We start from the raw sequence: 15,334 nt of genomic DNA on the forward strand, positions 1-15,334 counted from the left end.
TCTCTGCTTATCCGGTTCAGATCGACCTTCCAAACCAAATCTCAATAACAATCCAAACCCCAACTCGATGCGGGAAATGAAACTCAAAGATCTAAAAGAAAAAACGCCGACAGAGCTGCTTCAGGTTGCTGAGGAGCTCGAAGTCGAAAATGCCAGCACCATGCGTAAGCAGGAGCTGATGTTCGCCATTCTCAAGAACCTGGCTGCTCAGGATGTTGAGATTATTGGCGAGGGTGTTGTCGAGGTTCTGCAGGATGGCTTCGGCTTCCTCAGATCCCCGGATGCGAACTACCTTCCCGGCCCGGATGACATTTATGTCTCCCCGTCCCAGATCCGGCGCTTTTCGCTGCGCACTGGAGACACGGTTGAAGGCCAGATCCGCAGCCCGAAGGAAGGCGAACGGTATTTCGCGCTTCTGAAGGTCAACACGATCAATTTTGAAGATCCGGAAAAGGCCAGGCACAAGGTCCATTTTGACAATCTGACGCCGCTTTATCCCGATGAACGGTTCCGGATGGAAATCGAAGATCCGACCATCAAGGATCTGTCCTCACGGGTGATCGATCTTGTGGCCCCGCTCGGCAAAGGCCAGCGGGCACTGATCACCGCACCGCCGCGCACGGGTAAAACGGTCTTTCTGCAGAACATTGCCAAGTCAATCACGAAGAACCATCCGGAATGCTATTTGATCGTTCTTCTGATTGATGAGCGACCGGAAGAAGTGACTGACATGCAGCGTACAGTGAACGGCGAAGTCGTTTCGTCCACATTCGACGAGCCGGCTTCGCGTCACGTTCAGGTCGCTGAGATGGTGATCGAAAAGGCCAAGCGTCTGACTGAACATGGACGTGACGTTGTCATCCTCCTGGATTCCATCACCCGCCTCGGCCGGGCCTACAACACGGTGGTGCCATCCTCGGGCAAGGTTCTGACCGGGGGTGTGGATGCCAACGCGCTGCAGCGTCCAAAGCGCTTCTTCGGTGCAGCCCGGAACATTGAGGAGGGCGGATCCCTGACGATCATCGCAACGGCGCTGATCGACACGGGCAGCCGCATGGACGAAGTCATCTTCGAAGAGTTCAAGGGAACGGGCAACTCGGAGATCATTCTCGACCGCAAAATTTCCGACAAGCGTGTTTATCCGGCCATCGACATTCAGCGCTCCGGAACCCGTAAGGAAGAACTGCTTGTGCCGCATGAACGGCTCAAGAAGACGTTTGTCCTGCGCCGTATTCTCAATCCGATGGGAACGGTCGATGCGGTGGAATTCCTGCTCGACAAGCTGAAGCAGACCAAGTCCAACGACGAGTTCTTCGACAGCATGAACACTTGATCTGGCACAGAATGCTGGTTTAGAGACAAAGGCGCGAACCTTCCGGTTCGCGTCTTTTCTTTTTTGAATCCCATTATGCTTCCTGATGTTCCTGCCCGCAGTAGCTCGCGTTACAGAGTTGATCGGGTGCAGGACACGTATGGGAGAGGTTCGGAGCCGAATGATATGACACGGACAGTTTTTCTTGAAACGGAACGGCTCACTCTCAGGGCGTGGGAGGCGGCGGATACGGATCCTTTTGCCGCCCTGTGTGCCGACCCGCAGGTCATGCGGTATTTTCCTGAACCGCTGACCCGGGAAAAATCCGAGCTGTTGATTTCCAGATGCATTGAAAAACAGGTCACGGATGGCTTTTCAATGGCGCCTGTCGAGGTGACGGCGACCGGAGAGTTTCTCGGATTTGTCGGTCTCAGCCGGCCAAGCTATGCGGCACCACTTCCTTTTGATCCGTGCGTGGAGATCGGCTGGCGGCTCAAACAATCTGCTTGGGGCAAGGGCTATGCAAGTGAGGCGGCAACGGCCTGGCTTCGATTCGGTTTTGAAACCATTGATCTTGAGGAGATTGTGGCCTTTACCATTCCGGACAATCTTCCCTCTCAGAAGGTGATGGAACGCATCGGCATGCGCCGCGATCCGGAGGGAGACTTTCTGCATCCCTCCCTTCCAGCCGATCATCCGGTTGCGCCGCATGTTCTTTACCGGTTGCGCAAGACGGAGTGGCAGGGCGCTGGCACCTGATGCAGTCCCGATCTCCCGGACAGGCGCAGTCTTTCAGATTCACGTGAAACAGAAGCCCATCCCATCGTTTCGGGTGAGGCCCGGTGAGGGCGGTGACATGGTCAAGATCCACATGTGTGCTGCATTCAAGGTGATCGCTGGCATTGGCGGTTTCATGTGGCTCCGCATTTTTTTGAATCGGTGCCGTGTTAAAGGGCTTCAAGGGTGTGTGCCAAAAGATCCCTTGGCAGAGGATCATCTATGCACATCTTTTCCAAAGTTGATTCACGTGAAACAGGGTTTGCCCGGAGCGGCACAATCGAGTCGTTTGCGCAACGATCCGGCTTACCGACCAGGCGCGCCGCGTTCATCCGGATTCAAACTGCTTTGTCTTTGGCATTGGCCTCTTTGGTGTCAGGCAAGGAAAGGCAAATGAGATGCCACGCGGTTTTGCGCCAGGCGGGAAATTGCGAAGATATCGACGGCAGGAAGGCTTCCGGTCTGGAAGACTTGCTGCTAGGAAGCTGCCCCTGGTCCCGGTGATCAGATCCAGCCGGGATGTGGTCATCCGGAGCCAAGTTTTCTCTCCTGCATTGAGATCCGTGAGGTCAGGCAGGGCGGCGAACTCTATAATGCGACATGGCTTGTTTCAAAAGCCAAAGCCCGAAGACAGTAAAAGAGGCCCCATGCGCGATACGATTTATGCCTTGTCCAGCGGTGCTGTTCCCTCGGGTGTTGCTGTTCTGCGGGTGTCCGGCAACAAGGCCGCAGAGATCGTGACCTCTCTGTGTGGCCGCTTGCCTGATCCCCGCAAAACAATGCTTAGCAAGTTGCGAGATCCCGGGACCGGCGATGTTCTGGATGAGGCTCTGGTGCTGTTCTTCAAAGGACCAAACAGCTTTACCGGTGAAGACGTCGCTGAATTCCAGTGCCATGGTGGCCGGGCTGTTGTCACGCGTATGCTCTCTGTTCTGGCAGCGTTTCAGACCTGCCGTCCTGCGGAGGCGGGGGAATTCACCCGCAGGGCCTTTGACCATGGCCGGATGGATCTGACCGAGGTTGAGGGCCTTGCGGATCTCATTGCAGCGGAGACCGAAAGCCAGCGCAAGCAGGCCCTGCGCCAGATGGGCGGCGCTCTGGGGGCGCTCTATGAAGGCTGGCGGAAAAGGCTCATACATATGCGGGCCATGATCGAAGCGGATTTCGATTTTGCCGATGAAGAAGATGTGCCCGGATCTGTTGCCGACGAGGTTTGGCGTGAAGCTGCGACCCTCCACGGGGAGATAGCGGATCACCTGGACCGCTCGCGCAGCGGGGAGAGGCTGCGCTCCGGTTTGCAGGTTGTTCTGATGGGTGCGCCGAATGCGGGCAAGTCCAGTCTCTTAAATGCCATTGCCGGGCGGGATGTGGCAATTGTCACCGAAGAGGCCGGGACGACGCGCGACGTGATTGAGGTTCACCTGGACCTGGGTGGCTATCCGGTGACGCTGGTCGATACAGCCGGATTGCGTAAGACGGATGGTGTCGTTGAGAAAGAGGGGATCCGCAGGGCCCAGGCGCGCGGGGAACAGGCAGATCTGATCTTGTGGGCGCAAGAGCCGGAGGGCATTCCTCATGATGCTCCGGGCAGTGGCCTGCCGGACAGTCTTAAGGGATCTGTGCCGCTGTGGGTGGTCCGTACTAAGAGCGATCTTGAGACTCTTCCGGAACAAGACTCTTCCGGAACGATTGTTGAAATCCCGACATCGAATGTCTTGCCCGAGGGTATGACCAGCCTGTTTGACAGCCTTACCCGTTTTGCGGAGGAAACAATTTCTCTCTGCGAAGCCCCACTTGCGACCCGTGAACGGCACCGGTTCTTTCTCGGAGAATGCTTAACTGGCCTCAGGACTGCCGTTGACGCGGTGCATCTGCCAGCCGAATTGCGGGCGGAGGACCTGCGGCGGGCGGCGGACGCGCTTGGCCGGATCACGGGGCGGATCGATGTGGAAGATCTACTCGATGTGATCTTCCGGGATTTTTGCATCGGTAAATGATGTTTCACGTGAATCATTGATGGTCCGCCTGGATCGGTTCTGGGCCGGAATATGTTTCACGTGAATCATTTTGCGGTCTTGATAGGGAGGTCTTGCAGTAGATCGGGTTGCCGGTCTGTCTGCTCTGGGGGATTCTGCTTTGACCAGGACAGGTTCTCGCCTTATAAGATCTCTCATGAAAGAGCCGGGTTTTCGGCTTATGATGATCCGGCGGGTGCCGGAAACCGATCCCGAAAATTGATCTGGATGAAGCCGGGCGCAGGAAGTCACAGCGTCCGTGTGAACGGTGAAACTATGAGCGACCAGGAATTGACTGTCGATGTCGTGGTAATTGGAGGTGGCCATGCGGGCTGTGAAGCCGCTGCCGCGTCTGCCCGGGCCGGTGCCCGCACGGCTTTGGTGACCCACAGGTTCGAGACGATTGGAGTGATGTCCTGCAATCCGGCAATTGGCGGTTTGGGAAAGGGGCATCTCGTCCGTGAGATTGATGCGCTGGATGGTCTGATGGGCAGGGTCGCAGATCAGGGCGGCATCCAGTTCCGGATGCTCAACCGGCGTAAGGGACCGGCCGTTCGTGGGCCCAGAGCTCAGGCAGATCGGAAGCTGTACCGCGAAGCGATGCAGAAAGAGATCGCCGCTGTTAAGGGTCTGCAGGTGGTGGAAGGGGAAGCCCATCAGATCCTGTTTGGGGAAGAGGCTGGCCAGCGGGTCGTGACAGGCCTGGTGCTGGCCGACGGCCGGGTGGTCTCTTGTGCAGCGATCGTGCTCACCAGTGGCACCTTCCTGCGTGGGCTGATCCATATAGGCGACAGGAAGATCCCGGCGGGACGTTCTGGCGAAGCACCTGCTCTGGGCCTGTCGGAGTCTTTGGAGGAGATCGGATTTGATCTGGGCCGGCTGAAGACCGGGACACCTGCGCGTCTCGATGGGCGGACGATCCATTGGGATCGGCTGGAAGAACAGCCGGGGGACGCGGAGCCGATCCCGTTTTCCACACTGACAGAGCGGATCAAGACGCCCCAAATCCCCTGCCATATCACACGGACCACCCCGGAGACCCATCGTATTATCCGGGAAAATCTCTCCCGGTCGGCGATGTATTCTGGCGAGATCAAGGGGCGGGGACCGCGCTATTGCCCCTCTATTGAAGACAAGATCGTTCGCTTTGGTGACCGGGATGGGCACCAGATCTTCCTGGAACCGGAAGGTCTTGATGACTACACGGTCTATCCGAATGGTATTTCCACCTCCTTGCCGGAGGATGCTCAGCTGGCTTTTCTGAAGACTATTCCGGGCCTGGAAGACGTGACAGTCATTCAACCGGGTTATGCGATTGAGTATGATCATGTAGACCCGCGGGAGCTGCGCCCAACACTGGAAGCCAAGCGGTGCGGCGGACTTTATCTGGCGGGCCAGATCAATGGGACCACAGGCTATGAAGAGGCCGGGGCGCAGGGTCTTGTGGCAGGGGCCAATGCGGCCTTCAAAGTGGCCGGGAAAGAGCCCTTCGTGATCGACCGGTCTGAAGGTTATATCGGCGTGATGATCGATGACCTGATCACCCGGGGGATTACCGAGCCCTACCGGATGTTCACCTCCCGCGCAGAGTATCGCCTGTCCTTGAGGGCAGATAATGCGGACCAGCGGCTGACGCCCCTGGGCATTGGGCGTGGCCTCGTTTCGGCGCTGCGCCAGGCCGCTTTTCAAGACAAGATGCGCCGGATTGCCGACGCGCGGGATCTGTTGAAGAGCTTGACGGTGACCCCGTCGGAGGCCCAGAAGAAAGGTCTGCCTGTCAACCAGGACGGCATCCGCCGGACCGCCTTTGACCTTCTGTCCTATCCCAATGTGACCTATGAAATCCTGACCCGGATCTGGCCGGAGCTTGAAGAGGTGGACCAGATGGTTGCCGAGCAGGTGGCGACCGATGCGCTTTACGCGGTGTATCTCGATCGGCAGCTTGCGGATATTGAAGCCTTGAAGCGGGATGAGGCCTTGCAGATCCCGGATGGTTTCGACTACGAAGCAATCACTGGCTTGTCAAATGAGGTGAAGCAAAAACTCATGGATGGGCGACCAGCGACCCTTGGACAAGCATCCCGTATGGATGGCATGACCCCTGCAGCCTTGACCTTGATCTTGTCCCATTTGAAGCGGCAGAGCCAGAAAGGGGCCGCATAATGGGCCGTCCCATCTTGTTGAATGCCACTGGACAGGTTGTGCATAAGTTTGGGGATGTTTCACGTGAAACGTCTGAGCGGCTCCAGATCTATGTGGATCTGGTTTTGAAGTGGCAACCGGCGCAGAACCTGATTGCTCCGTCCACTATCGCGGATATCTGGACACGGCACGTGGCCGACAGTCTTCAGACCCAGTGGAGTTATCCAGAGGCACGGACCTGGGTGGATATCGGCAGCGGTGGTGGTTTCCCGGGGATCGTGACGGCGATCCTCCTGGCGGATCAGGATGGGGCCCATGTTCACCTCATTGAGAGCAATCAGCGCAAGGCCGCATTCCTGCGCACGGTCCTGCGGGAAACCGGATCGACGGGTACTGTGCATCCGGGCCGGATCGAATCGGTTACGAAAGAGTGGACGGGGGGGCCGGTGGAAGCTGTGTCCGCCCGGGCTCTGGCCTCGTTGAAGCTGTTGTTCGAGCTGTCCGAGCCGTTCACAGCAACCGGAGCGAAGGCTGTTTTCCACAAAGGGCAGGATTTTCAAAGAGAAGTTGACGAAGCCTCTGACGCTTGGTCCTTTGATCTGGTAGAAAAGAAAAGTGTTGTTGATCCTATGAGCCGGATGCTTCTTTTCTCAAATATCTCCGCCCGGCCGGAATAGCCTAGGAAGGTGTTGTGGCAATGAGCATGCTTCCCGAAACGCCGCGCGTTCTCGCGCTTGCAAACCAAAAGGGTGGGGTGGGTAAAACCACGACTGCCATCAATCTCGGCACGGCGCTTGCGGCGATTGGAGAAAAGGTGCTCGTCATCGATCTCGATCCTCAGGGTAACGCCTCGACCGGCCTTGGTATCGAGCACCGGGACCGGGGCCTGTCGACTTATGAAATTCTGAGTGGGGATTGCTCGCTGGCCGAGGCAGTGCGCGAGACCGACGTGCAGCGCCTGTGGGTGGCGCCATCCACCATGGATCTTCTTGGTCTGGAGCTGGAAATCGCATCCACAAGTGACCGGGCCTTCCGGTTGCGCAACGCGATCGAGAACCTGGCCCATTCACGTCTGTTCCAGGAAATTGGCTTCACCTATGTGCTGGTGGATTGTCCGCCTTCGCTCAATCTACTGACGATCAATGCGCTGTCCGCGTCCCATTCCATCCTGGTGCCGCTGCAATGCGAGTTCTTCGCACTGGAAGGTTTGAGCCAGCTGCTCAGTACGGTTGAGCAGGTCAAGAGTGCCCTGAACCCTGAGCTTAGCATTCATGGGATCGTCTTGACCATGTATGACAGCCGCAACAATCTCTCCAGCCAGGTGGTTGCCGATGTGCGCGAGACCATGGGAGATGCGGTTTATGAAACGATCATTCCCCGGAATGTCCGTATTTCGGAAGCACCGTCCTATGGCAAGCCGGCGCTGCTTTATGACCTGAAATGTGCGGGCAGCCAGGCCTATCTGCGCCTTGCCTCTGAAATTATCCAGCGGGAACGCCAGTTGCGCCGGGTTGCGGCCTGATTTGAGCTGTATGAAAAGGCACTTGAGCGGTTTGCGTGCCGTGACGGCATGGGTTTCCATGCCGCTTTCGTCTTAAGCTATTGAATGATAAAAAGAAATAGGTGAGGTATGGCGGAGAAGGACGTCAAGAACAAACGTTTGGGCCGTGGTCTTGCGGCGCTTATCGGAGATTCGGCCCCAGAGGCAGCGGCGCCGGAAAAGATTGTTCGTGACAGCCGCAAGGTGCCGATTGAGCACTTGGAACCGAACCCGCGCAACCCGCGCAAAACCTTCACCGAGAAGGATCTGGCTGATCTTGCCGAGTCCTTGAAGGCGAAGGGGATTGTGCAGCCTATCCTGGTGCGTCCGGCGGCCGGAAAGGCCAACCGCTTCGAGATCATCGCCGGAGAGCGCCGCTGGCGGGCCGCACAACGGGCGGGTCTGCATGAAGCGCCAATCATCATCCGGGATGTGACGGATCAGGAAGCGCTTGAGCTTGCGATCATTGAAAACGTCCAGCGGGCAGACCTCAACCCGATTGAAGAAGCCATGGGCTATGAACAGCTGACGGCTGAATTCAAATACAGTCAGGGCGAATTGGCCAAGGTGATCGGCAAAAGCCGCAGCCATGTGGCCAACACCATGCGCCTGTTGAAACTGCCCAATTCGGTCAAAGACTATCTGGCAGAAGGCTTGCTGACCGCCGGGCACGCCCGCGCCCTGATCACGGTTGATGATCCGGCAGCTCTGGCCGAGCTGATCGTGGAGAAGGGGCTCACGGTCCGGGATGCGGAAAAGATTTCGCAGGACCCGGATGCGCTTGCCAAGATGAAAGGCGAAAAGGCACCGGGCGAGAAGCCGCAGAAGGATGCCGACACCAAGGCCCTGGAAAAACGCCTGACCGATACTCTGGGCCTCAAAGTGGTGGTTGGCCACAAGCCCGGCAAGGAATCGGGCGATCTCAAGATCAAGTACACGTCTCTCGAGCAGCTTGACGAAATCTGCAAGAAGCTGGGCGTCGAGACCCGGTAAGGCCTGCCGCTTTCGGGCATCTCCTTCCGTTCACTTTTTCCTCCAAATTTGCTGCAAAAAGTGGGTTCAGGCAGCACGAACGGGGGCTGAAAGCTCCATTTGAGGAAGGTTCGTTGGAGGAAGCTTCGTCCTCAGGTCTGCCGGCAAGGAAAGGCGACCTGTCAGCGCCGCTGGCTGCGCGCGCGCGCGACCCGGGCGAGCGTGAGCAAGGCTTCGGAGAGCACCGGAATGCCGAGGGCATCATTGAGACGGGAAACCCGCGTGGCCTCGCTCAGGATCTGCATGGCCCGTTCAAGGTCCTTCAAGGCCCAGATCCGGAGCTGCTGACTGAATTTGGGTTTGCGGTTGAAGAAGATCGGGGGCCGCTGGCCATCAATCACTGCCTGGGCCGGTTTGCCCTGATCAACGTCGATCCGCATGCGGTGAAGATGCTGAAAGTGTTTCAGCGCCTGGTTGGCAATCACCGAGGCTTTTGAGCCGGCCTCGGAGAGCCGCTCCAGCCCGTGATCGAGGATTGCGATGTTTCCTGACGCTGCTGCATCAATAAGTTCTGACATTTCAAAGGCAGAGGCATCGCCGATGATCGCTTCAATGTCATCGCTGTCGATCTGGCCTTTCCCCAAGGCATAGAGGCAGAGCTTTTTCAGCTCGCCCCGGCTGGCCATCCGGTCGCCGCCTAAAAGGCTGTGCAGGGCAGCTCGCGCCTCGCGGGTAATGGTCAGGCCGGCCTCCCGGGTTTCTTCATCGATCAACTGGTCGATGCCCCGGTCATTATCCGCATAACAGGGCAGGGCAAAGGCCCGTTTGTGTGGCTCAATCAGTTTGCGAAGGCCAACACCTTTTTTGATGTCGCCGCCCTCCAGAATTACCAGGGTCTGCCAGTCGTCGAGTTTCAAGACCGGATCAACGGCGGGCGCCATGTTCTTGCCGCTGACATCCTTCACCCAGACGATCCGGCGGCCGCCAAACAGGGGAACGGTCAGGACCTCATCTATCAGACGATTTGGATCCGAACTGAGGTCGCTGGCGTCGATCTTGATAAGATTGAATGGGTCGCTGTCGCCTTCGGAGGCTTTGGCCACCAGACGGCTGGCCCGTTCAGAAACCAGTCCGGTATCTGGGCCGAACACAAGCACCACTCCGCCGCCCTGCGGAGGATTGGCGACGAAACGGTCGATTTCGGCGGCCTTCAGAACGGTCACAGCCGGTGGACTTTCTGTGTTTGATCAGGACCGGCTGGCAAAATAACCGGCGAGCCGGGTTGCTATGTCATCGGCAACGGCCTTTGCAACCCGTTCCTGAGCGTCCCGGGAAGCACGCTGATTGGCGAAGCGCTGGTCGGAGAAATCGTAAGATGCGGAGCGGAACGTCCGCCCGGTCGTCAAGGTTTCCCCTGTCTCGATGTCACTGAGAACAAAGGTGGAATTCATGGTGGTTGTATAGGCGGACGGCACATCGGCGAACTGCTCAACAGCAACAGCGGATGTGTTGATGGAGGCTAGAATTTTGAGCCGGTATTTTTTGTCCGGGCTTCCAGCCCCCCGTTCCAGGCGGAATGTCAGTTCATTATAGAGCGCCCGGTCTGCCTCCCCACTAGAGGACTGGGACGAAATTGTGTCCAGATCAATGGCAGCGAGCTCAGCGGCGACTGCTGACGGCTGGGATCCGAAATCCCCTGTGGCGCTTGTGCCGTAGAGCGGGCGCACCTGACAGCCACTGACAAGGACAGCGGCGGCAAAAGACAGGCAGACGGCAGCGCGCCGGAGGGAACCTTCGCTCCGGAAGGTGCTGTTAAACAACGACATTCACAATCCTCTGAGGCACGACGATCAGCTTTTTAGGTGTGGCCCCGTTCAATGCCTTTTGAACGAAGTCGAGAGCCAAGGTAGCTGCTTCGACCTCCTCTTTGGAAGCCTCTTTTGCAATTTCCAGTTCACCGCGCCGTTTGCCGTTGATCTGGATCGGATAGGTCACCGAATCCTCGGTCAAAAGCGCAGGATCGGCCACGGGCCAGTCCGCTTCCGAAATCAGGTTGTCATGGCCGAGCGCCGACCAGCATTCTTCAGCTAGATGCGGCATCATTGGGGCCATCATCTGGATCAGATAGTCAGCCGCCTCGCGGACCGCATATCCGGTGGCGGTGTCGTTGATGCCATCGCTGACCGTCTTGCTGATCGTGTTGACGAATTCATAGAGCCGGGCGACTGCCCGGTTGAAGCCAAGACTTTCCAGATCACCGGACACTGCGGCCAGGGTCTTGTGGCTGGCCCGGCGCAGCTCAAGCGCCTTGCCGGACACGTCGGGTACAGTGCCGCCACGGGTCTCGCTATTATCCGTGATGTCGCCGATCAGACGCCAGACCCGCTGCACAAAGCGCCATGCGCCTTGCACCCCGTCTTCGGTCCAGATCACATCCCGCTCCGGGGGGCTGTCGGAGAGCATGAACCAGCGGGCCGTATCGGCGCCATACGTGTCGATAATGTCGGTCGGGTCAACTGTGTTGCGCTTTGACTTGGACATTTTTTCGATCGAGCCGATCGTGACCTCTTCCCCGGTTTCGATCAAGGTGGCGCGGCGGGTGCCCCCGGCTTCCTCGAATTTCAACTCGGCTGGGGCGATCCAGCGGCCGCTTGCACCCTCGCCGAGGCGGTAAGTCTCATGGGTCACCATGCCCTGGGTGAAGAGGCCCTTGAACGGCTCCTTCAGATCCAGCGCTCCCACCTTCTGCATCGCGCGGGTAAAGAAGCGGGAATAGAGCAGATGCAGGATCGCATGTTCGATCCCGCCGATATATTGGTCAACCGGCAGCCAGCCATTGGCCGCATCTGGATCGGTCGGCTGATCGCAATCGGGTGCGGTGAAGCGGGCAAAATACCAGGAACTGTCCACGAAGGTATCCATCGTGTCGGTTTCGCGCTTGGCCGGGTTGCCGCATTTGGGGCAGGTCGTGTCGCGCCAGGTCGGGTGCCGGTCCAGTGGATTGCCCGGTTTGTCGAAATTGATGTCGTCCGGCAGCTGCACCGGCAGGTTTTCATCCTTTTCGGGAACGACACCGCAGGTCTCGCAATGAACAACCGGGATTGGGCAGCCCCAATAGCGCTGTCGGGAAATACCCCAGTCGCGCAGACGGTAATTCACCTGGCGTTCCCCTTGCGAGGCACCTGCGATCCGGGCTTTCTCCAGCTTGCGGGCAACGGCCTCTTTGGCGTCCTTGATGGTCATCCCATCCAGGAAGCCGGAGTTGAAGATCGTGCCTTCATCCGTAAAGGCTTCGGCGCCAATCTCGAATGTGGCCGGATCGGCATCTTTCGGCAGCACGACAGGGCGGACCGGCAACCCGTATTTGCGGGCAAAGTCCAGGTCGCGCTGGTCATGGGCCGGACAGGCGAAGATGGCCCCGGTGCCATAGTCCATCAGAATGAAATTGGCGACATAGACCGGCAGCTCTATTGTTTCATCGAGCGGATGTTTGACGCGAAGGCCAGTGTCGATCCCTTTTTTCTCTGCCTTTTCAATGGCCTCTTCCGAGGTTCCGACCCGCTTGCACTCTTCGATAAAGGCTTTCAGCTCCGCATTGGTCTCTGAAAGTTTCGATGCAATCGGATGGTCCGGGGACAGCCCCATGAAGGACGCCCCGAACAGAGTGTCCGGCCGGGTGGTGAAGATCTCAAGGGCCGCGCCGCCGGCCGGGGCCTGGTCCACAAATGCAAAGCGGACCCGCAGCCCTTCGGAGCGGCCGATCCAGTTTTTCTGCATCAGACGCACCTTGTCCGGCCAGCGGTCCAGCGTGTCGATGGCCTCCAGCAGATCTTCGGAATAATCGGAGATCTTGAAGAACCATTGGGTCAGTTCGCGCTGTTCAACCAGGGCACCGGAGCGCCAGCCGCGCCCGTCAATCACCTGTTCATTGGCCAGAACCGTCATGTCGACCGGATCCCAGTTGACCTTGGCGTTCTTGCGGTAGACCAGCCCGGCCTCCAGAAATTTCAGGAACAGGCGCTGCTGCTGGGTGTAATAGGCCACGTCACAGGTGGCGAATTCCCGGCTCCAGTCAAGTGACAGGCCCATGATCTTGAGCTGGTCGCGCATGGTGGCGATGTTTTCATAGGTCCAGTCCTTGGGGTGAACCTTGTTCTGCATTGCCGCATTTTCGGCCGGCATGCCGAAGGCGTCCCAGCCCATCGGATGGAGAACATTGAAACCCTTGGCGCGTTTGTAGCGGGCAACCACGTCGCCCATGGCATAGTTGCGCACATGGCCCATGTGAATCCGGCCGGACGGGTAGGGGAACATTTCAAGGACATAATACTTGTCACGGGGGTCGTCATTTTGTGTGACGAAAACGTCCTTGTCGTTCCAGACTTTCTGCCAGCGCGCTTCAACCTCGCGCGCGTTGTACCGTTCCGTTGCCATTAAATGTGCCGTTTGTTCTTGCCGCCGGGATCTGGCGGAATTCCTGAATGTTTGGTTGCCGGACTGTCACCAGAAATCCGGTTCCGGGTCAACAGGTCAGATGCGAAAGACCCGCAGGAACCCTGTTTATGTTGCAATGCTGTTTTCGTAAAGCTTATCGCGGGGCTTGCCGGGATGCGCTTTGGCGGCCAGGGGTGGCACTCGCTTCCCAGATTTTCAGCATACGGGGGCCATCAGGGTGGTGGCGGCTGAACATAATATAGACCGGTTCGGTGCGGATCGGGTCGGTCATGGCAATCTGGCGGGCTTGGCCGCCAAGCAGGGCGTGGCTCAGCTGCCGGCCGACAATGTTGTTCTCAATATAAAGGTCGGCCCGTCCGTTGAGCAGCATCTGCCAGGCTTCTTCTTCCGTTGAGGCCATCTCAAAGGTCACTCCGGCGGCTTTCAAAGGATCCTCGTACCAATAGTCGCCAATGCCGACGACGGAGAGACCGCGGGTCCGGATCTCGTCAAATGTCAGGGCGGGCAAGGGGGTGGGAAACCGGTCGGACCGGTAGAAATAAACGTCCTTGAGTGTATCGACCGGGACGGCCGGGTAGAGCACATCCTCCGTGCGCGAGGCGACATATGACCAGGAAAAGGTCGCGGGAATGTGTCCGCGCCGGACGAGTTCCAGGGAGCGCCGCCAGGGCAGGAAGGTCAACGCAATCTCGTGACCCTGAGAGGCAAACACTCTTTCGATCAGTTGGGAATGGTACCCGAATCCGGGGGATTGCTGGGTGATGAAAGGTGGCCATTCTCCAACAGCAATTTTGAAAGTGTCCGCGCGAGCTTTGGTCAGACCAAAGAAAACAAGGAATGTTAAACACCATGCACAAGACCGTACAAACGTCATCTTTGGTTCCTGCGCCGCCATGAACATTCGATCTTTATGGATAAAAAGAATAACCAAAATATAAATTATAAATATGATGTTTTAGAAAAGAGTTATTTTACATTTTTTACGGTTCTTTGGATTAGATTTTTAGTTTTGTCTCACTATCTGAAAAAATACTTAATTTCGGAGTTCGAAAAATCTAAAGACAAGTGTTGTACGTCGTGCGATTCCGGCGGTCACTTGGGCAGACCGCGTCAAGCCGACCCGTGAAGGGCAGGAGCGGCAGATGCTGTCCGCCTCTCAAGCGCTCTCTTCGGAAAATCCCGGGGGGAGGCCTTGAGAAATCCGTCCGGCCCGTCCTATGACTGACCGAGACTGTTCAAGACCCTGCTCCGGGAAGGAAACCAGATGACCTCCGCTGCCGACCGCCTATTCAAGGTTCAAACCGATATCCGGGAGGCCGAGGCAGAGTCTGGCCGGCCGCAAGGGGTTGTTTCGCTGATTGCCGTGTCCAAGACATTTGAGGCGGCCGGGATTCGCCCGGTTCTGGAAGCAGGTCAACGCGTCTTTGGAGAAAACCGTGTCCAGGAGGCCATGGGAAAGTGGCCAGGCCTGAGGGAGGATTTTGACGGGGTGGAGCTTCACCTGATCGGTCCGCTGCAATCGAACAAGGCCAGGGAAGCGATTACCACGTTTGATGTCATTCACACCATCGACAGGCCGAAAATTGCCCGGGCCCTTCACGCGGAAATGGACAAGCAGGGGCGAAATTTGCCCTGTTTCATTCAGGTGAATACGGGCGAAGAACCGCAAAAGGCCGGGATTGCACCGCAGGATGTTGATGCCTTCGTGGCAGACTGCCGGGACGGGATCGGTCTGACCATCCTGGGTCTGATGTGCATTCCCCCGGTTGATGAGGCCCCGGGGGAGCATTTTGCCTTGCTTGAAAAGATGGCTGCCCGCAATGGACTGGAGCAGCTGTCCATGGGCATGTCATCGGACTACCGCACCGCAGTCGGCTTTGGTGCAACCCATGTGCGGGTTGGGTCGGCGATTTTTGGCGCCAGGGACTATATTTGATTGGAAAAGTATTTCAAATTTCCTTTTAAATTATATTTGGTTTCCGGTGTCTATTTTATGTATAAATTGAAAGTACAATTCGTTTAATTATCTGATTTATATAACTTTTTACTGTGAAAAACTGCATAACTTGACCTGAATATGACTGACCTGTGGCTGAACACGATGAGAAGCCACAACATTGT

12 protein-coding genes are annotated in these 15,334 nt (G+C 57.3%); 8 read left to right on the forward strand and 4 right to left on the reverse strand.

The features are described from left to right. Positions 1–67 precede the first annotated feature (67 nt). The 7 genes from rho to ACXAIC_RS14770 all read left to right on the forward strand — a co-directional run bounded on the left by rho (position 68) and on the right by ACXAIC_RS14770 (position 8,779). On the forward strand, positions 68–1,333 hold the full coding sequence (gene rho / locus ACXAIC_RS14740; protein ID WP_475180633.1) for a transcription termination factor Rho: 1,266 nt from the start codon (positions 68–70) through the stop codon (positions 1,331–1,333). A 165-nt stretch (positions 1,334–1,498) separates the two neighbouring features. After that, a complete protein-coding gene (locus tag ACXAIC_RS14745) occupies positions 1,499–2,071 on the forward strand; it encodes a GNAT family N-acetyltransferase (protein ID WP_475180637.1) in 573 nt (190 codons plus the stop codon). Between the two features lie 665 nt (positions 2,072–2,736). Next, positions 2,737–4,086 carry a tRNA uridine-5-carboxymethylaminomethyl(34) synthesis GTPase MnmE gene (gene mnmE, locus ACXAIC_RS14750; protein WP_475180641.1) on the forward strand — a complete coding sequence of 450 codons (1,350 nt, stop codon included), beginning with the start codon at positions 2,737–2,739 and terminating at the stop codon, positions 4,084–4,086. A 294-nt stretch (positions 4,087–4,380) separates the two neighbouring features. Next, positions 4,381–6,267 carry a tRNA uridine-5-carboxymethylaminomethyl(34) synthesis enzyme MnmG gene (gene mnmG / locus ACXAIC_RS14755; protein ID WP_475180645.1) on the forward strand — a complete coding sequence of 629 codons (1,887 nt, stop codon included), beginning with the start codon at positions 4,381–4,383 and terminating at the stop codon, positions 6,265–6,267. Further along, positions 6,267–6,923 carry a 16S rRNA (guanine(527)-N(7))-methyltransferase RsmG gene (gene rsmG / locus ACXAIC_RS14760; RefSeq protein WP_475180648.1) on the forward strand — a complete coding sequence of 219 codons (657 nt, stop codon included), beginning with the start codon at positions 6,267–6,269 and terminating at the stop codon, positions 6,921–6,923. Before mnmG ends, rsmG begins: the two co-directional genes overlap by 1 nt. 20 nt (positions 6,924–6,943) lie before the next feature. After that, positions 6,944–7,768, forward strand: a complete 825-nt coding sequence (locus ACXAIC_RS14765) for a ParA family protein (protein ID WP_475180652.1) — start codon at positions 6,944–6,946, stop codon at positions 7,766–7,768. 108 nt (positions 7,769–7,876) lie between these two features. Beyond that, the gene (locus ACXAIC_RS14770; protein ID WP_475180658.1) at positions 7,877–8,779 is read left to right on the forward strand and encodes a ParB/RepB/Spo0J family partition protein; all 903 of its coding nucleotides are present in this window, start codon (positions 7,877–7,879) and stop codon (positions 8,777–8,779) included. Between the two features lie 161 nt (positions 8,780–8,940). On the opposite strand, the gene holA is transcribed toward ACXAIC_RS14770, so the two are convergent. From holA to ACXAIC_RS14790, 4 genes are all read right to left on the reverse strand, one after another. Then, entirely contained in the window at positions 8,941–9,981 is a 1,041-nt protein-coding gene (gene holA / locus ACXAIC_RS14775) for a DNA polymerase III subunit delta (protein ID WP_475180663.1), read from the reverse strand. A 24-nt stretch (positions 9,982–10,005) separates the two neighbouring features. Then, positions 10,006–10,584, reverse strand: coding sequence for an LPS assembly lipoprotein LptE (gene lptE / locus ACXAIC_RS14780; RefSeq protein ID WP_475180668.1), 579 nt, complete (start codon positions 10,582–10,584; stop codon positions 10,006–10,008). Continuing rightward, the gene (gene leuS / locus ACXAIC_RS14785; RefSeq protein ID WP_475180672.1) at positions 10,571–13,192 is read right to left on the reverse strand and encodes a leucine--tRNA ligase; all 2,622 of its coding nucleotides are present in this window, start codon (positions 13,190–13,192) and stop codon (positions 10,571–10,573) included. Before leuS ends, lptE begins: the two co-directional genes overlap by 14 nt. A 154-nt stretch (positions 13,193–13,346) precedes the next feature. Further along, positions 13,347–13,925, reverse strand: a complete 579-nt coding sequence (locus ACXAIC_RS14790) for a substrate-binding periplasmic protein (protein ID WP_475180677.1) — start codon at positions 13,923–13,925, stop codon at positions 13,347–13,349. Between the two features lie 552 nt (positions 13,926–14,477). On the opposite strand from ACXAIC_RS14790, the gene ACXAIC_RS14795 reads away from it, so the two are divergent. Next, the gene (locus ACXAIC_RS14795) at positions 14,478–15,149 is read left to right on the forward strand and encodes a YggS family pyridoxal phosphate-dependent enzyme (protein WP_475180683.1); all 672 of its coding nucleotides are present in this window, start codon (positions 14,478–14,480) and stop codon (positions 15,147–15,149) included. The last annotated feature ends 185 nt before the right edge of the window (positions 15,150–15,334 follow it).

The sequence above is a fragment of the Roseibium sp. AWQ4_254 genome (assembly GCF_056161025.1).